This is a genomic window from Variovorax sp. GW458-11-26-14-LB1, from assembly GCF_059423965.1.
On record NZ_JBWKYW010000031.1, the window covers coordinates 1 to 17,303 of the forward strand.

13 protein-coding genes are annotated in these 17,303 nt (G+C 69.1%); 8 read left to right on the forward strand and 5 right to left on the reverse strand.

Translation table 11 applies throughout. The features are described from left to right. The 5 genes from AC07YS_RS19815 to AC07YS_RS19835 form a co-directional block, all read left to right on the forward strand. On the forward strand, positions 1–357 hold a 357-nt coding region (locus AC07YS_RS19815; protein WP_495269708.1), incomplete at its 5' end, for an ATP-binding cassette domain-containing protein. Between the two features lie 52 nt (positions 358–409). Next, positions 410–1,903, forward strand: coding sequence for an ABC transporter substrate-binding protein (locus AC07YS_RS19820; RefSeq protein WP_307694556.1), 1,494 nt, complete (start codon positions 410–412; stop codon positions 1,901–1,903). 7 nt (positions 1,904–1,910) lie between these two features. Further along, positions 1,911–3,311, forward strand: a complete 1,401-nt coding sequence (locus tag AC07YS_RS19825) for an amidase (RefSeq protein ID WP_495269707.1) — start codon at positions 1,911–1,913, stop codon at positions 3,309–3,311. Positions 3,312–3,346: 35 nt separating this feature from the next. Next, positions 3,347–4,795 (forward strand): aldehyde dehydrogenase family protein, encoded by a 1,449-nt coding sequence (locus AC07YS_RS19830; protein ID WP_495269706.1) that lies wholly within the window; start codon positions 3,347–3,349, stop codon positions 4,793–4,795. A gap of 4 nt (positions 4,796–4,799) precedes the next feature. Next, the gene (locus AC07YS_RS19835; protein ID WP_493194280.1) at positions 4,800–5,696 is read left to right on the forward strand and encodes an NAD(P)-dependent oxidoreductase; all 897 of its coding nucleotides are present in this window, start codon (positions 4,800–4,802) and stop codon (positions 5,694–5,696) included. A gap of 182 nt (positions 5,697–5,878) precedes the next feature. Here the strand turns inward: AC07YS_RS19835 and pyrF are convergent, their stop codons facing one another. Genes pyrF through AC07YS_RS19850 form a run of 3 tightly spaced genes read right to left on the reverse strand, consistent with a single transcriptional unit; the run spans position 5,879 to position 7,537 of the window. Beyond that, positions 5,879–6,589 carry an orotidine-5'-phosphate decarboxylase gene (gene pyrF / locus AC07YS_RS19840; protein WP_495269705.1) on the reverse strand — a complete coding sequence of 237 codons (711 nt, stop codon included), beginning with the start codon at positions 6,587–6,589 and terminating at the stop codon, positions 5,879–5,881. A 41-nt stretch (positions 6,590–6,630) separates the two neighbouring features. Beyond that, on the reverse strand, positions 6,631–6,957 hold the full coding sequence (locus AC07YS_RS19845; RefSeq protein ID WP_492729014.1) for an EthD family reductase: 327 nt from the start codon (positions 6,955–6,957) through the stop codon (positions 6,631–6,633). 37 nt (positions 6,958–6,994) lie between these two features. Beyond that, entirely contained in the window at positions 6,995–7,537 is a 543-nt protein-coding gene (locus AC07YS_RS19850) for a carboxymuconolactone decarboxylase family protein (protein WP_495269704.1), read from the reverse strand. Between the two features lie 115 nt (positions 7,538–7,652). Between AC07YS_RS19850 and AC07YS_RS19855 the strand changes: the two genes are divergently transcribed. The 3 genes from AC07YS_RS19855 to AC07YS_RS19865 all read left to right on the forward strand — a co-directional run bounded on the left by AC07YS_RS19855 (position 7,653) and on the right by AC07YS_RS19865 (position 10,780). Next, positions 7,653–7,919 carry a winged helix-turn-helix transcriptional regulator gene (locus AC07YS_RS19855; RefSeq protein WP_206167852.1) on the forward strand — a complete coding sequence of 89 codons (267 nt, stop codon included), beginning with the start codon at positions 7,653–7,655 and terminating at the stop codon, positions 7,917–7,919. 140 nt (positions 7,920–8,059) lie between these two features. Then, positions 8,060–8,506, forward strand: coding sequence for a hypothetical protein (locus AC07YS_RS19860; RefSeq protein WP_495269703.1), 447 nt, complete (start codon positions 8,060–8,062; stop codon positions 8,504–8,506). A 144-nt stretch (positions 8,507–8,650) separates the two neighbouring features. After that, positions 8,651–10,780, forward strand: a complete 2,130-nt coding sequence (locus tag AC07YS_RS19865; protein ID WP_495273738.1) for a tripartite tricarboxylate transporter substrate-binding protein — start codon at positions 8,651–8,653, stop codon at positions 10,778–10,780. Between the two features lie 27 nt (positions 10,781–10,807). Here the strand turns inward: AC07YS_RS19865 and AC07YS_RS19870 are convergent, their stop codons facing one another. Then, on the reverse strand, positions 10,808–11,203 hold the full coding sequence (locus tag AC07YS_RS19870; RefSeq protein WP_062479336.1) for a hypothetical protein: 396 nt from the start codon (positions 11,201–11,203) through the stop codon (positions 10,808–10,810). 458 nt (positions 11,204–11,661) lie between these two features. Next, positions 11,662–17,289, reverse strand: coding sequence for an alkaline phosphatase D family protein (locus AC07YS_RS19875; protein ID WP_495269701.1), 5,628 nt, complete (start codon positions 17,287–17,289; stop codon positions 11,662–11,664). Between the last annotated feature and the right edge of the window lie 14 nt (positions 17,290–17,303).

The window sequence follows — 17,303 nt, forward strand, 5'->3', positions numbered from 1 at the left end:
GACCTCGACAAGTACCCGCACGAGTTCTCGGGTGGCCAACGCCAGCGCATCGCGATCGCACGCGCGCTCATCACGCGCCCCAAGCTCATCGTGGCCGACGAGCCCGTGAGCGCACTCGACGTCTCGGTGCAGGCCCAGGTGCTCAACCTCATGCAGGACCTGCAGCAGCAGTTCGGCATCAGCTACCTGCTCATCAGCCACGACCTCGCGGTGGTCAACCACCTGTGCGACGAGGTGTGCGTGGTGTTCAAGGGCCAGATCGTGGAACGCGGCCAGCCCGCCGAACTTTTTGCCCACGCGCAACACCCATACACACGCACCTTGCTGTCGGCCGTGCTGCACACGCCATCGCGGTAGGCCCGAACGGGTCGAACCGGCAGCCTCTTTTTTCTTCCAGGAGAACCCCCGAATGTTGAAGCGACGCACCCTCATGGGCACCGCCATCGCCGCCGCGATCCCCGGCGCCTTCCCGCTGTTCGCGCAGGCCCAGACCGGCAAGAACATGCTGACCATCGGCATGCCGCTGGAACCGCCGGGCCTGGACCCGACCACCGCCGCCGCCTCGGCCATTGCCGAGATCGCGCACTACAACATCTTCGAAACGCTGACCAAGATCAACGCCGACGGCAGCGTGACGCCGCTGCTGGCCGAGAGCTGGACCGCGTCGCCCGACCTGAAGACCCACACCTTCAAGCTGCGCAAGGGCGTGAAGTTCGAGAACGGCGAGGCCTTCGACGCCGCCGCCGTCAAGTTCAGCTTCGAGCGCGCGGCCGGCGAGAAGAGCACCAACAAGGACAAGCGCTTCTTCAGCGAGATCAGCCTGAAGACGCCCGACGCCGACACGGTGGTCATCACCACCGCGCAGCCCAACCCCGACCTGCTCTTCATGCTGGGCCAGGCCACCGCCTGCATCGTCGAGCCCAAGAGCGCCGACACCAACGCCACCAAGCCCGTGGGCACCGGCCCCTACAAGCTGGACAGCTGGCAGCGCGGCTCGGCCTGTTCGCTGGTGAAGTCGCCGACGTACCGCAACCCGGCGCTGGCCAAGGTCAACAAGTTCGTCTTCAAGTTCATGTCCGACTCGGCCGCGCAGACCGCGGCGCTGATGGCCGGCGACATCGACATCTTCCCGCGCGCCGGCACGCGCAGCGTGGGCCAGTTCCGCGCCAACCCGCGCTTCCGCGTGCTCGAAGTGGGCACGCGCAGCAAGGTGATCCTGGCGATCAACAACAAGCGCAAGCCGCTGGACGACGTGCGCGTGCGCCGCGCCATCCTGGCCGCGGTGGACCGCAACGTGGTGATCCAGGGCGCGGCCGACGGCTTCGGCAAGGCCATCGGCAGCCACTACCCGATCGGCGCGCCGGGCTACGTCGACACCACCGGCATCAACCCCTTCGACATCGCCAAGGCGAAGAAGCTGCTGGCCGACGCGGGCGTGAAGACGCCGCTGGAGCTGCGCATGACGCTGCCGCCGCCTTCGTACGCACGCCAGGGCGGCGAGGTGATCGCGGCCCAGCTCGCGGCCATCGGCATCCACGTGAAGATCCAGAACGTCGAATGGGCCCAGTGGCTCAGCGGCACCTTCGGCGGCGGGCACGACTTCGACCTGAGCATCGTCGCGCACGTGGAGCCCTTCGACCTCGTGAAGTACACCGAGCCCGACTACTACTGGGGCTACGACTCGAAGAAGTTCCGCGACCTGTATGCCTCGGTGCAGAGCGAACCCGACGAGAAGAAGCGCAACGCGCTGCTCGGCGAGGCGCAGAAGATGCTCGCCAACGATGCCGTCAACGGCTTCCTGTTCCAGGCCGTGTTCCCCACGGTCGCGCGCAAGGAAGTGAAGGGCCTGTGGCCGAACATGCCGATCGTTGCGAACGACCTGGCTGCCATCTCGTGGGGTTGATGCGGCCATGACGAAACCTCTTTACGCCCTGGGCGTGCAGGAACTGCACGCCGCCTACGCCGCCAAGGAACTCTCGCCGGTCGAGGTGACGCGCGCGGTCAATGAACGCATCGCGGCCTGCGAGCCGCAGCTGCGCGCCACCTGGCTGTTCCGCCCCGAAGCCGCGCTCGAACAGGCGCGCGCCTCCGAAGCGCGCTGGCTCGCCGGCACGCCGCGCGGCGCGCTCGACGGCGTGCCCGTGACCATCAAGGAAAACCTCGCGACCGAGGGCGACCCGATGCCGCTGGGCACCGCCGCCTACGAGCTCGTGCCGGTGACGTACGACTCGCCCCCCGCCGCGCGCCTGAAGGCCGACGGCACGGTGATGGTGGCCAAGACCACGATGCCCGACCTGGGCATGCTGTCGTCGGGCCTGTCGAGCTTTCACGACCTCTCGCGCAACCCATGGGACACCTCGCGCACGCCGGGCGGTTCCAGCGCGGGCGCCGGTGCGGCCGCCGCCGCAGGCTACGGCCCGCTGCACGTGGGCACCGACATCGGTGGCTCGCTGCGCCTGCCGGCCAGCTGGTGCGGCATCTTCACGCTCAAGCCCAGCTTCGGCCGCATTCCGCTGAGCTCGCCCTACATGGGCCGCTGCGCCGGCCCGATGACGCGCACCGTGGCCGACGCGGCGCTGATGATGGCCTCGGTCGCGCAGCCCGACGACCGCGACTATTCCGAACTGCCGCCGCCCGTGATCAACTGGAACGCCTTCGAGGTCGATCCGTCGTTCCTCAAGGGCAAGCGCGTGGCGCTGCACATGGACGCGGGCTGCGGCCTGCCGCTCGATCCGCAGATCGCGCAAGCCGTGCGCGATGCCGCCAAACGCATCGAGGCGGCCGGCGCGCACGTCGAGGAAATCCCGGCCTTCATGACGCCGCAGATGCTGCAGGGCATGGACCACTTCTGGCGCATGCGCTCGTGCCTGGACATGCAGGCCATGAGCGCCGAGCAGCGCGCGAAGATCCTGCCTTACATCCGCGAATGGGCCGAGAGCGCGGCCGGTTTCTCGGGTGCGCACGTCTTCGACGGCTACAGCCAGTTCGTCGCCACGCGCGCGGCCACGGTGGCCGCCACCAAGGCCTACGACTTCGTGATCTCGCCGGTGTCGCCCAACATGCCCGCGCCCGCGGACCATGCCTCGCCCACCAACGACCCGATGCGGCCGCTGGAACACATCGGCTTCACGGTGCCCTACAACATGTCGGAGCAGCCGGCCGCTTCGGTCAACTGCGGCTACTCGGCCGAAGGCCTGCCCATCGGCCTGCAGGTGGCCGGCCGCCGCTTCGACGACCTGGGCGTGCTGCAGTTCAGCCGCGCCTTCGAACAGATTCGCGACGCCCAGAAGCCCTGGCCTGAACCGATCTGATCCGACCTGATCCGCCACACGGAGACACACCTTCCATGAACGCCACCCACTACATCGACGGCCGCCGCGTGGCGTCCGAAGCCGACGCCACCATCGACGTGATCGACCCGAGCGACGGCCAGAAATTCGGCGAGATCGCACGCGGCACCACTGCCGACATCGACGCCGCCGTGCGCGCCGCGCGCCAGGCCATGGGCGAGCACTTCGACGGCCCCTGGGGCGCCACCACCGCGCTCGAGCGCGGCCGGCTGCTCGCCAAGCTCGGCGCCGCTGTCATGCAGCACCACGAAGAACTCGCCCAGCTCGAGGCGCGCGACACCGGCAAGGCGCTGCGCGTGGCACGCAACGATGCGACCGCGCTGGCACGCTACTTCGAGTACTACGCCGGCGCCTGCGACAAGCTGCACGGCGACACCCTGCCCTACGAGCGCGGCTACACCGTGCTCACGGTGCGCATTCCGCACGGCGTGACGGGCCACATCATTCCCTGGAACTACCCGATGCAGATCGCGGGCCGCAGCGTGGGCGCCTCGCTCGCCGCGGGCAACGCCTGCGTGGTGAAGCCGGCGGAAGACGCGAGCCTCTCGCTGCTGCGCCTGGCCGAGATCGCGACCGAGGTCGGCTTTCCGGCCGGTGCGCTCAACGTGGTCACGGGCTACGGCAAGGAAGCCGGCGCCGCGCTGTGCGCGCACCCGGGCATCGACCACATCTCGTTCACCGGCTCGACCATGACCGGCCGCAGCGTGGGCCTGGCCGCGGCCGAGCGCCACTGCCCGGTGACGCTGGAGCTGGGCGGCAAGTCGCCGCAGATCGTGTTCGCCGACGCCGACCTCGACGCGGCCGAGCCCGTGCTGCTCAACGCCATCATCCAGAACGCCGGCCAGACCTGCTCGGCGGGCAGCCGCGTGCTGGTGGAGCAATCGATCTATGAAGAGGTCGTGAAGCGCCTCGCCAAGCGCTTCACGGCCGTGCGCGCGGGCACGCCCGCCGAAGACCTGGACATGGGCCCACTCATCAACGAGAAGCAGTTCCGCCAGGTGCGCGACATGGTCGCGACCGCCGAGGCGAGCGGCATGAAGGTGGCGGCGCGCGGCACGGTGTCGCCGCAGGCCCCGTCCACCGGCTACTACCAGGAGGCCGTGCTGTTCCGCGACGTGCCGCATGACAGCGACCTGGCCCAGCGCGAGGTCTTCGGCCCGGTGCTGGCCGTGATGCCCTTCGCCGACGAGGCCGAGGCGGTGCGCCTGGCCAACGGCACGGACTTCGGCCTGGTGGCCGGCGTGTGGACGCGCGACGGCGCGCGCCAGCTGCGCATGGCGCACAAGCTGCATTGCGGCCAGGTGTTCGTGAACAATTACGGGGCGGCGGGTGGTGTAGAACTGCCCTTCGGCGGCGTGAAATCGAGTGGCTTCGGCCGCGAGAAGGGCTTCGAGGCCCTGCTCGGCTTCACGACCCTCAAGACCATCGCCATCAAGCACGGATGAATTCATGACCACCACTGAACAGCAACCACAAACCTCGCGCAAAGTCGGCCTCGTCGGCGTCGGCCTGATGGGCCACGGCATCGCCAGCAACATCGTCAAGCATGGCCACCAGCTCACCGTGTTGGAGCACGCGGGCAACCAGCCGATCGACGACCTGCTGAAGGCCGGCGCCACCTCGGTCAAAGACGTGGCCACGCTGGCCGCGCAGGTCGATGTGCTGATCCTGTGCGTGACCGGCACGCCGCAGGTCGAGGCCGTGATGCTGGGCGACAACGGCGCGCTGAGCACGCTGCGCCCCGGCACCGTGGTCATCGACTGCTCCACCGCCGTGCCCGCCTCCACCGCCAAGGTCGCGCAGGCCGTGCACGCCAAGGGCGGTCGCTTCCTCGACACGCCGATGACCCGCACCGCCAAGGAGGCCGCCGAAGGCCGGCTGAACCTGCTGGTGGGTGGCGACGCCGAGGTGCTGGCCTCGTGCCTGCCGCTGCTGCGCTGCTTCGCCGAGAACGTCACGCACGTCGGCGATGTGGGCGCGGGCCATGCGATGAAGCTGCTGCACAACTTCGTGTCGCTGGGCACTGTGGCGCTGCTGTGCGAGGCCGCGGCCTGCGCGCAACGCGCCGGCGTGAAGCCCGAGGTGTTCGTGGACGTGCTCGCCAAGGGCGGCGGCAACGGCGTGGCGCTGGAACGCCTCAAGCCCAAGCTGCTGACGGGCAGCACCGATTCGCTGAAGTTCTCGATGGCGAATGCGAAGAAGGACCTGGGGTATTACAACGACATGGCGGAACAGTCGTCTTCGAGCCATGGCATCGCGCAGGCTGTGGATGCCTTGCTGGCGCACGGGGTCGAGGTCTTCGGGCCGGATCGCATGGTGCTGGATCTGGTCGAAGCGCTGCGCTGAAACTCTTCAGGGCGCGTGCACAGGCCACCGGGTACTTCCCTCCGCGAATGTCCCCCGGCCTGCGGCCTCCTCCTTGATTTCGCTGCGGGAAGCACCCAGTGTCCTGCGCACGATGAGCGTGGCTGTGGTGCTGGCTGTTCAGGCACTGCGGCGAAGTGCCAGCCCCAACCCGCCTGACCGCTTTAGTGTTGTTGGATGGCGGTAGCCAGTTCTGCGCGCACGGCGGCGAACACGGCTGCAGGATCTGGGGCACGCGATATCGGGCGGCCGATGACCACGTGCGTCGCGCCAGCCCCGATGGCCTGCGAGGGCGTCGCAGCCCGAGCGTGGTCATTCTTTTCATCGCCTGGCAGCTGCGTGCCTGGCGTCACGATCAGGGCATCGGGCGGCAGGATCTCGCGAAGCAGCCTCACCTCCAACGGCGACGAAACAACGCCATGGCAACCGGCCGCAGCTGCCAGGCGGCCCAGTCGTGCGACCTGCTCTGGAACCGTCGAGGCGACGCCCACCTCTTCCAGATCCTGGTCACTCATGCTGGTGATGACGGTGAGCGCAAGCACCTTCAGTTGAGGGAACTGGCTCGCGGCCTGGACGGCCGAGCGAAGCACGGCGGAACCGCCTGAGGCGTGCACCGTCACCATCGACGCACCCAGGTGCCCGGCTGCGGTGACTGCACCCGCCACCGAGCTGGGGATTTCCAGCAGCTTGAGGTCGAGGAAAACGCTCTTTCCTGCCTCTGCGAGCTCGCGGACGACCGAAGGTCCCGCCGCGGTCAGCAGCTGCAGGCCGACCTTGTAGTGCGTGGTCGCTGCGCCCAGTTGCTTCACGAGGTCCGCCGCCAATGCGGCGGCTGGGAAGTCGAGCGAAACGATGATGCGGCTGTCCGTACTCATTGGCTTGTCCTCCATGCCGACGCCCCGTGCTCGGAGGAAACTCAGGCCTCCGAACGCTCCACGACCACCTCGCTGATCTGCACCATGGGTTGAATGTCCGTGTAATTGGCGATGTCGCCCCGGATCTCCTCCTGGTGCTGGGCAGAAGCTGCCCGGTACGCGTCGACGGAAGTGCAGACGAAGTCGCACTTGGCGATGTACGCAGGGTCGGTGCCCACACCACGCCCCGAGATGCCCTTGTCCACCATGTAGTACAGGCACGCAGCGCCGAGCAGTCGCTTCATCATGGGCATGTGCCTCTCGCGGTAGTACGCGTGATCGAAGCGCGCGCCTGCGGCGTAGGGGTACATGACACTGACCTTGATCATCGAGGTTTCTCCTGGGGTTGCACGCTGGTTGATCGCCTCAAGCGGGGAATCGCGCGCCCGACGCTTCCAGGGGCAGGCGCAGCCCGTTCGTGAGGTAGCTGACGGTGCGATAGAAGCCCGCCAGCATCAGCAGTTCGATGATGGCTTCTTCGCTGAAGTACGTTCGCAACGCGTCCCACAGTCCATCGTCGATGTCGGCGTGCGCGTGCAAGGAGTCGCACAGGCGCAGAAGCACCTGGTCCTCGGCCGACCAGCAGGCGTCGTTCGCCGAAGCCGTGACACTCGCCTGAACCTGCTCTGGCGTCAGGCCAGCGAGCTTTGAGAAGACCGTGACGTGGACGCCCCATTCGTATTCGGATTTGCACAATGCCGTTGTGCGGTGAATCACGATTTCGCGCTGTCGGATGCTCAAGTGGCCTTTGTCCAGCAACCCGCCGGCAAAGAACTTCTGAAACAGACGCGGATCGCGTGCCAAGGTCGTGAACAGCCGCAAGGGGGGCTGTCCCTTCATCACCCTGTCGAGTGACCTGGAAATTTCTTCACCAAATGGTGGCGTTGCTGGCTCGATGCGTGCGGGCATGCAGACTCCTGATTCAAGGGCCACGCCATCGTAGGCCCGCTGCTGTATAAAGTAAAGCATGACGACACCTCGCATCGGCCACCCAGTTCGCGGTTCCACCACCGGCCGCCCCCTCATGGTCGCCCTGGACCTGCTGGGCCGGCGCACGGCGCTGCGCGTGCTCTGGGAACTTCGGGAGGGCTCGCTGACCTTCAGAGCGCTGCAGGACGCGTGCGAGACGAACACCCGATTGCTCAACACGCGGCTCACCGAACTGAGGGAAGTCGATCTGGTCGAACATGCCGAGGGTGGCTATCGACTGACAGACGAAGGGCGGCGGCTTTCGAAGGCGCTGAAGCCGTTGTCAGCCTGGGCGGACCAGTGGGGGCGCGGAAAGCGATGAGAAGCGGAGCATCCGCGGCGAATGGCTCCGCCTATGATCAGAAACGTTTTTGTGGAGGAGCCCGTGACCGGCATGTTCGCGCTGCCCAGCCTGTCTCGCAGGTCGTGCGGGACACATCGCGTCAGTGCCTTGGAGAACCTATGAGAAAAATCTTTCCTCTCTGCGCCCTCGTGTTGCTGTCCGCCCTCTCGGGTCAGGCCCTCGCAGGTGCCAATACGGCGCGACTGAACTGCACGGGAAGTCACGCGGGGCAGGCACTCACCTTGGTGGGCGATGTTCCCGCCTCCATCGTGGAGGTCGATCTGAAGCTCTCCTACGGCGGGCAAACCATGCGCCTGGTTTCACCCCAGGCGGAAACCTCCGAGTCCACTGATTTCCGCCATGGCGTCTTCAGGTTGGAAGCTGCGCTGTCCGGTTCGAACAAGCTCCAGCTTCAAGCCAAGCCCAAGAGCATCAAGTACAAAGGCAGCATGGGTGCCGGCAAACTCAACGCCAGCTTTGGCGCCATCCTCAAGAATGCGCCTGAACCCTTTCAATCCACTCTGAAAGGGGCTGAGCTCACTTGCATCTATGCATACGAAGTTTGAGCGAGGGCCAGCAGATCGTTCAAGCAGGCAAACAGCCGCCGCGCGTTCAACCGCGAGCGCCTCGACGAACTGCGATGCCTGCGATGGAATGGCCTCCATCTGCGGCCACGACCCGAGGCTGAACCCTTGTTTCTCGCTCGCCCGATGAAGCGGCTGCGTCTCTTTGCCGCCCTGCTGTGGCTCGGCATCGCCCTCGGTCCGGCCCGCGCAGCGCCACCGACCTACCAGGCCCTGTACGCCAACCCGGAACGCGCGTTGCCGATGCAGCCGACCTGGCAACTGCAGCCAGTGGATGCACCAACGCCGCCGTGGGAAGACATCTTCACCTTCACCATCGGCATCGCCCCCAACCTGATCGAACGGGCGCGTTGGCTGAGCCTGAATCCGGGCAAGCACAGCGAGCGCGCCCCCGCGTTGTTCGACGCCCTCGACGGGCGCGTGCTTTTCCTTTCACCGACGGCGCGCAGCTTCTGCGACGGACGCTGGCAGGTCGTGCGGCAGGAATACATCTCCCTCAATCCCGCACTGCAGCCGCTGCACCGGGTGTGGCTGGTGGAGCGAAAGCCCGGCGGCGGGCTGCGCACCACCACGGCCAACGGGCGCATCGATGCGCAAGGCCAGTGGGCCGTTCCGCCCGTGAGTTGCGATGGCAAGGACACGATCTCCGCCGACTCCCCCGCCGCCCTCTCTTACCTGATGCCCGACGGATCCAGGCCCGTGCCTTCCGAGCTGCAGGTGGACACGGTGTTCGCGCAGCCCGGCCTGCGCGATGCACGGGGACAGTGGCGCCCCCCCGCCCCGCCGCGGGACATCACCACTGCACGGTGGATGGACTACAAGCGGCAGATGGTGACGCCTGGCTCCACCGGCTCGGGCCTGATCGATGCGCGAGGACGCATGGTGATTCCGTTCATCTTCGGCGAGCGGCCCGACGCAACCGCCCAGCGGCGCATCCAGCTGTGCACCGCTACCGGGCTGGATCTGCAGCGCAACGCCAGCACGCCGCAGGTGTGCCGCTGGCAACGACTGCATGGCAGCAGCAATGCCGGCGCCGCGCTGCGGCCGGTCAAGGACGCGGCCACCGGCCGATGGGGCTACCAGAACGCGCGGGGCCAATGGGCGATCGCGCCGCAGTTCGAATCGGCGCGCCGGTTCCGTCATGGCTACGCCGTCGTCTCGGGCCCGTTCCCGCAGGACTGGCGGCCGCCCGGGTGGCAGGACGAACGGCCGATCATCCGGCAGTTCCACCGCGTGGGCCGCCATTGGGTGGTCGACGCCCTGGTGCGCAACGCGTCCACGGGCGGTGCGTGGGAATTACGCTATGGCCTGATGAACGATGCAGGGCAATGGCTTGCCGCCGTGCCGCAGCCCCCGCTGCACGTCACCGTGCTGGTTCCGCCCGGTGGCCGCAGCGGCCACTATGCCGAGATGCTGGCCAGCCACTTGCCCACCCTGCTGGGACGCAGCGTGCAGGTCGATCACGTGCCGACAGCCACCGAGGCCGACTATCGCCGGCTGATGACGGAGGGCGGCAACGAGAAGGTCCTGCTCGCGGCACTGCGGCTGCCGCGCGGAGGCATCGAGGGCGTGCACCAGCCCGCGCCGATCGATGCGCTGATGCATTCCCTTCGCCCCGTCACGCTGCTGGCGTCGGAGCCCCTGGTGCTGGCCATCGACAGCACGCAGGCCGACACGCTGGGCATCCGCAGCACGGACGACCTGCTGGCCTACGCACGGGCCCACCCGGGCAGCCTGCGCATCGGCACGGGCGACGACGGCTGGACGGGCCACCTCGCCTTCGGCCAGTTCCGCGCAGCGAGCGGCGTCGACGTGCAGCGCGTGGTCTTCAAGGGCATGTACCCCGACTCGGACGTCATCACGAAGGAGCATGCGGTGGACCTGCTGTTCGCGCCCGTGAACGGCGTGGCGGTCGCCGTGCGGCGCGGCCAGTTGCGTGTGTTGGGCACCACCGCCGACCCGGCGCACCCGCAAAGCTTCGAAGGTGTGCCGTGGCCGACACTGGCGTCGAGCGCGCCCTTGAGCAGCTACACGACCTACGACCACTTCAGCCTCTGGGCGCCCGCGAATTCGGAGGCCGCGTCCAATCGCACCCTGCAGGAGGCCGTGGCCCAGGTGCTTGCCAAGCCCGAGGTGCGCAAGCAGCTGCAAGACCTTCGCGTGGTCGGCGGAGGCGGTTCGCCGGAGAGCCTGCTGGCGCTGGAAGACGAAGAGCGCGAACGCTGGATGCGTGCGCTTTCATCACCGGCGCGTTGAGGGCGTTGAGGGCGCGGTCCCGCACCATCACTCGAACCGTATCTCGGCCACGGTCGGCGCATTCGGCTCCCTGGTCCTGGCATTCGCAATGGCACCGTCTTTCTCGTTCCTGAACCAGTAGCGGCACCCGGTTCGAGAAATCATCGTCACGCACATCGAGCCGTCGGCGTTGAGAACCCATTTGCCCGACGCCTTGCCGGGCCCGCTCTGGTTGACGAAGTCGACGCGGCCATCCGTATAGAACTGCCAGCGCGAGACCATGCCGGTCGACAGATTGCTCGAGACGATGGGTTTGCCGATCAAGGTGCTCTCGACCTCGGCTTTGCTCAGGAACACGCGGCCATGGATGGGTGCGGGCTCCTCCGAGATGGCCGGCACGACGGCGATGCACAGCAGCGCGCGGATGGCGTAACGGGTGAACATGACATGCCCCTCTGACGTCGCGCAGTCAGCATGCGTTCAGCCGAGCGCGTGCGTCCAAGCGCCTGGTTGGCCTGTCGGTAACGCCCGATGGCGTTACATGGCATTAACTAAAAAGCGCTACTTTTCTGCGCGCCAGATCCGGCCGGCGTACGCGAACGAGGCCTGCTTCTTCCTGCACGCCACGGCCACGCCGGGAGGCGGTGGCCCGAGGTCGAGACGAGGAAGGCGGCGTTCTTTTTCTGCGACGACACGGCTTGTGCTCCGATGGCCCCTCGGCAAGGTGGCCGAAGGGCGTTGTGGGTGGCCTACGCAAACTCCGTGGCAACGGCGCCGGCGACGGCGGAAGAGCACTGTGAAGGCAACTGTGCAGTGGCTTGTATGGCACTGTGTCGTGCGTACGGTGCCTGTAAACGGCCTGTCGATTTCGCGGGCCCGTTTCTTCTGCCTGCCGCCGTGAATCACAGGCGCTGCTTGCGTGCGAAGCGCGCCGGCCCCTGCACCGTCCAGCCACCGCCGGCCGGATCGAGGTCGCGAAAGCATTGCGTGAGCCCGTTGTCCAGATCGAGGGTGACGCCGAGCCGCCAATGCCCGGTGGCGCCACGCTCCACCTGCAGCACGGCGAAGCCGTTGCCGGTGCCCACGGCCGCCGTGACCATGGTGGCGCCGAAGGCACCCGGCACGGCGCCGAGCTCGACCTGGCCGTCGAGCCAGAACGCGTCGGGCCGCGCATTGACGAAGGTCCAGGGTGCATACAGGCCCGAGGACACGACCGAGATCACCTCCACCGGCCCGCCCGCCGCCCGCAGCCAGAGGCTCGACACGCTGGACATGTGGCGGTCGCCCGACAGCACCACCACGTGGCGCGCGGTGGTGTCGCGCAGCAGTTCGAGCAGCGCGCGCTGCGAGGCCGGGTAGCCGCTCCAGTCGTCCATCCCCAGGCGTTGCGCCGGGTCGCCGAAGACGGCCGCGCGCGGCATCGGGAACAGCGCCACCGGCGACACGATGAACTTGGGCAGTTCGGCGGGCGCGGCCTCGAGCCACTTCTTCAGGTCGCCCATACCGGCCTCGGCACGGATCGCCGCCCGGTCCAGCGCCGTGGCTTGCGCGTCCGTGCGCAGCGCCCGCCGCTGCCGCGTGCTGCGCGTGTCGAGCATGTAGAACGGAAAGCCGGCCGGCGCCATGCGGTAGTCGAAGGGACGCGGGTCGCGCTGCGGGCCGATGCCCCGCACCAGCTTGTGCTGCTGCGCGACGTAGCCGTCGAGCGCGGCGCGCACGGCCGGCGTTCGGTAGGGGTCGGGGCCCGGCTCCCAGTCGTCCATCACCTCGTGATCGTCGAGCAGCGGACAGGTCGGCAGCGAGGCCATCACCTGGCGCAGCGCCTCCAGCCTGAAGGTGAGCGCATAGGCCTGGCCGACGTCGTCGCCGCCGGCCGGCACGAAGAGCCCTGCGGTCTGGTCGACATACACCTGGTCGCCTGCCAGCACCAGCAGCTGCGGCTTGTGCGGCGGCGCGAGCACCTCGAGCCGCTGCGCGAGCCGCCGGTACGACGCCTGCGCGGGCACCCGGTCGACCAGGCCCGGCACGTACTGGCAACTGGCGAGCACGAAGCACAGCGAGGCCTGCGCGGGCTCGCCCTCGCGCTGCACGGCGCCCATCCATGCGGGGTCGAGGCGCACCACGGCGCGCTCGCGCTGCGCGTCGGTGGCCGCGTCCAGCGTCTTCATCACCTGCTCGCGGATGGGCTCGATGGGTTCGTCCTGCGGCTGCGCGAACAGCCCGGCCGGCAGCCTCCGGCCCAGCACCTCGAGGGGGCCGCGCGCCATGGGCAGGTCGTCGTGCGCTGTCAGCACCGCGAAGCCCTGGTAGTCGGCGAGCCGGTCGTCGAACAGGTCGATCTCCACCGCCTCCAGCAGGAGCTTTTCGCGCGTGGTCTCCAGGCCCACCATCCATGCGAAGTCGAAGCACCAGCGCCCGTCGCGGCGCCACGCGGGCACGAAGACCACGGCGCGCGCCGACACATGCGCGGGCGGCGGACGCAGCGCCAGCCGGCAATGCAGCCGGCCCGCGTTGTCCGCCGACCGGCTCGCAAGGCCGAGCCACGGGCCGGTCCACGGCAGGCTGGCCCGCCAGTCGGGCGGCACCGGGTTGCCGCGGCCGGGCTTGTGGTCGAAGGCCTCGAGAAACCGCACGATGTGCGGGAACACGTCGGTGCAGGCCTTCTCGCCGATCAGCGTGTCCTGGTGGCCGTAGTCACCGAGCACCAGCAGCTGGTGCGGGGTACCTTCGCCGAGGAACAGGTCGCTCCCGGAAGGCTTCGAAGCGTCCGACGGCTCCGGCAGCTGCGGAGGTTCCCGCGGCAGGCCTTCGTCCTTGCCGAACACGCGCTTGAGCAGCCAGAAGCTCTCGTAGGAGCCGCGCCAGTCGAACACTGCGTTGCGCTGCCCGTGCAGCATGAACACCGGAAAGCCGAAGCGCTGGCCGACCTGCTCGAAGCCCACCGCATGGCCCTGCCCGCCGGCATCGGTCAGCACCTCTTCGCGGGCGTAGTTGCCGACCTGGGCGAGGCCGCGCACCTTCACGAAGCCGTAGATCGAATCGAGCGCATCGAGCGTGTCCTTGCCGATGTTGCGCAGCCGCATGGTCTGGCCGAAGATGGCGTCGGCCCGGTGCCGCACGGCCGCAAAGCCCGGCGCCTCGCGCAAGCGCTGCGCCTCCCCGTCGTCGTCGGGATAGGGAAAGGTCGCCAGCAGGCCGTCGACGAGCAGGCGCTTCATGCGCGTGAGCGGGGGTCGCGTGTCGAACTCGTCGATGCCGATGAACTGCTGCAGGTAGCCCGCCACATAGCCCCGGAAGCGGTTGAAGGCCGTGGCACGCAGCAGCGGTCCCACCTGCGACAGCACCACCGCGCCGATGGAGGCATGCAGCCCCGGCTGGCGCAGCACCGCCACGCTGAACATGGCGGCACCGATGCAATGCGCCACCACGTCGACCTGGATGGGCGCCGCTTCGTCGGGCGTTGCATGCGCCGCCTGCACGGTGCGCAAGGCGTCGGGAATGTCGGTCTCGGCCACCTCGTCGAACGACCAGTAGCGCCGCGGCCGGTTCGGAAAGCCGATGCTGGTGCGCAGGTCGAGCACCCAGACCTCGCGCCCGGCCGCGAGCAGGCTGTGCACCAGGTTGCCGGGGATGCTCCTGTGCGCGAAGGTGGAGCCGCTCGCGCCATAGCCGTGGATCAGCATCACGGGCCGCGTGCCCGCGCGGCGCACCGGCGGGTGGTAGCGCGACAGCAGCCGCGGCGGCGCGCTGCCCGGGCCGGCCGCGGTGACGAGCTCGACCGGCTCGGGCCGCACGCCGTAGACCTCACCGGGCAGGCGCTCCCAGTCGCGCTGCGGCGAGTCGGGCGGCGGCACGAAGTTCAGCAGATGAACCTGCAGCACGATGCGCAGCACCCACAGCGCCAGTTCGGCCAGGTCCGCCAGCTGGTTGGGCATGTCCTGCTGGTGCTCGATGCGCAGCAGGGGTTGCAGCGTCTCGACGAAGTACGAAGGGTCCAGCACCAGACGGCCCAGCGGCTTCGGCGCATCGGGGCCGAGTTGATGCAGCTCGCCCTCGCTCAGCTGCCGCCACGGGTTGCCGCCTTCGACGAACGCGATGCGCTTGGTGAGCCGCAGCCGATCGCCCTCCTTCAGCGGCGCGCCGTGCGCGATGCGCGCCACCGTCCAGTCGTACTCGATGAGGCGCACCTGCCCCAGGTGCGAGCACAGCGCCAGCAGGTCGGCCATGGCGGGGCCTTCGAAGACGGCATCGTCCTCATCGATCGCGCCGCCGGCCGATGCGGCGCGCGCGTCCAGCAGGCTTTGCACCAGTGCCAGCAGCTTCTTGCGCGCCAACCCGTGGCTGCGCAGGATGCGCGCGATGCAGTCGCTCTTCTCGCGCACCAGCATCGATGCGGTGCCGGTGCAATGCGCGACGGGCGCGTCGTCGCCCTTGCCGAAGCGCAGGACCACCACCGGCTGGGACAGCACGCGCGGCGTCGCGCGCAGGGTCGGCACGTCGAACGGCTCGAATTCGACTTCGGCGCTCAACGCGAAGGCCTGGCCGTCGATGTGCACGCGGCCCGTCATGCGCTCGCGCAGCGAGACCCGCGTGGGCGCGGGCGCGCGGGGACGGGTCAGGTCGCGGCGCAACGGGCGCTGCGACGGCGGCGGCTGCGGCGAACCGGCCAGCGCCAGGCCCCAGTCCTCGGCCAGCACGGGCACCGCGCGCTCGGCCAGCGCGGCGATGGTGAGCGAGGGGTTGATGCCGAGCGACACCGGTACGATCGAGCCGTCGAGCACCGCCAGGCCCGGCAGCAGCGACGGCACAGCAGAAGCACCCGCAGCGCCGTCGTAGACGCGGCCCCAGCTGTCGACCACGCCGCGCTCGCACCGGTCGGCCATGCGGCAACCGCCCAGCGGGTGCACGGTCAGCACCGAGCCCACGCCCTCCAGCTGGCCGACCAGGTCGGCGAGGCTGCCGAACGGCGGTATCGGTTTCCACAGCGGGTTGGGCAGCACGCGCCCGCCGAGCCCGCCCGCGCCATCGTGGGCCACATGCAGGGCGCGCATCTGCGCCTCGAACACGGGCAGCGCGGCCACCTTCGGCCACGCCACGCGCACCTGCGCGTCGGCCAGCACGGCGCCGTCGCCGCCATGATCGACGAAGCCGATCTGGCCGGCCGCCCCGTCGTCGCCCATCATTCCGTAGACCGGCGTGCGGCGCAGCAGGTCGTCGTCCACGGCCAGCGGATCGCGCCCTTCGTCCGGCGCGTGCAGGTCGAGGTCCATGTGCGCGAGCGCCTGCAGCGCGTCGGTGGTGGTCACCACCTCGGCCAGCAGGCGGCGCAGCGGCGCGGGAATGGCGAACTCCTCGATCACCAGCGGGCGCTCGCCCTGCGTCGCGCAGGTGCGCAGCAGCCCGGTGATGGTCGGCCCGATGCCGCGCTGCGCCGGCGCCTCGCCTTCGGGCGCACAGGACAGCGCTTCGTCGTTCTGCGCGGCCGCCACCGCGATCATGTCGCCGTTGGCCGAGAAGCCGCGGCCCACAGCCTGCGAGATGGGCAGGCCCGGGCCCCTGGAGCGCAGCAGCAGCTCGGTGGAGCCCAGCGTGCCGGCAGCCACCACCACCCGCCGCGCGCGCACCACGTAGGGCCGGGCGTTGTCGGTGCGCGCCTTGCGCCGGTCGGTGAAGAAGAACTCGACCGCATAGCCGTCCCCTCCCGGCAGGGCCGCGATGCGGTGCGCGGTGCCGCCGGTGAACAGGCGCGCGCCCCGTGCATGGGCCAGCGCGAGGTAGTTGGTGTCCAGCGATTTCTTGGCGCGGTGGTTGCAGCCGCTCACGCAATCACCGCAGCGCAGGCAGCGGTGCATCGCCACCTGGGCCGGCGTGCGCGTGCCGTCGGCGAAGGCGATGGCCACATGGGCCTTGCCGCCCGCCGCATGCAGCCGCGCGCCGGCCTTCAGCAGGGAGTCGAGCTTCGACACGCTCTCGGGGATCTGCTCCAGCGCCAGCATGGCCTCGGCCTTGCCGTAGCCCTGCGCGAGCGCGGCAAGGTCGAGGCCCCCGGGCCAGGCACCGCCCTCGAAGGCATCGGGCGTGGCGCGCTCCATCACCGCCGCATTGATGAGCGACCCACCGCCCAGCCCGCTGCCGAGCAGCGCGTTCACTTCGCCGCCCAGGCGCAGATCGAACAGCCCCGAGGCGTTGCCGCGCGCGGGCCGGCCGTCCTGCATGCTGAAGCGCACATGCCCCGGCAGCTCGGCGAAGGTGGCCGGAAATTCGCCCGGCAGGTATTCGCTGCCGCGCTCCAGCACATAGACCTTGATCGGCACGGCGCCCGGTGCGATGCCGGGCGTCGCGTCCAGCGACAGCGCGCCCGCCAAGCGTGCCGCCGCCACCGCGCCGCCGTAGCCGCTGCCGATGACCAGCACATCGCAGTGCAGCGCGTCGGGCGGCGCCGCGGCGATCTCGCGCACCAGCACCTCGGCGCCCTGCGAGAGCAGGCGGTCGCCGGGGACATCGTCATCGTCGCGGCCACCGTCGTTCATGTTCGGCTCCTCGC

Bases quoted from the DNA above. Each gene is read 5' to 3' on its own strand.
- AC07YS_RS19820 (WP_307694556.1), top strand. From the start codon at position 410: ATGTTGAAGCGACGCACCCTCATGGGCACCGCCATCGCCGCCGCGATC.
- AC07YS_RS19825 (WP_495269707.1), top strand. From the start codon at position 1,911: ATGACGAAACCTCTTTACGCCCTGGGCGTGCAGGAACTGCACGCCGCC.
- AC07YS_RS19830 (WP_495269706.1), top strand. From the start codon at position 3,347: ATGAACGCCACCCACTACATCGACGGCCGCCGCGTGGCGTCCGAAGCC.
- AC07YS_RS19835 (WP_493194280.1), top strand. From the start codon at position 4,800: ATGACCACCACTGAACAGCAACCACAAACCTCGCGCAAAGTCGGCCTC.
- pyrF (WP_495269705.1), bottom strand. From the start codon at position 6,589: ATGAGTACGGACAGCCGCATCATCGTTTCGCTCGACTTCCCAGCCGCC.
- AC07YS_RS19845 (WP_492729014.1), bottom strand. From the start codon at position 6,957: ATGATCAAGGTCAGTGTCATGTACCCCTACGCCGCAGGCGCGCGCTTC.
- AC07YS_RS19850 (WP_495269704.1), bottom strand. From the start codon at position 7,537: ATGCCCGCACGCATCGAGCCAGCAACGCCACCATTTGGTGAAGAAATT.
- AC07YS_RS19855 (WP_206167852.1), top strand. From the start codon at position 7,653: ATGGTCGCCCTGGACCTGCTGGGCCGGCGCACGGCGCTGCGCGTGCTC.
- AC07YS_RS19860 (WP_495269703.1), top strand. From the start codon at position 8,060: ATGAGAAAAATCTTTCCTCTCTGCGCCCTCGTGTTGCTGTCCGCCCTC.
- AC07YS_RS19865 (WP_495273738.1), top strand. From the start codon at position 8,651: ATGAAGCGGCTGCGTCTCTTTGCCGCCCTGCTGTGGCTCGGCATCGCC.
- AC07YS_RS19870 (WP_062479336.1), bottom strand. From the start codon at position 11,203: ATGTTCACCCGTTACGCCATCCGCGCGCTGCTGTGCATCGCCGTCGTG.
- AC07YS_RS19875 (WP_495269701.1), bottom strand. From the start codon at position 17,289: ATGAACGACGGTGGCCGCGACGATGACGATGTCCCCGGCGACCGCCTG.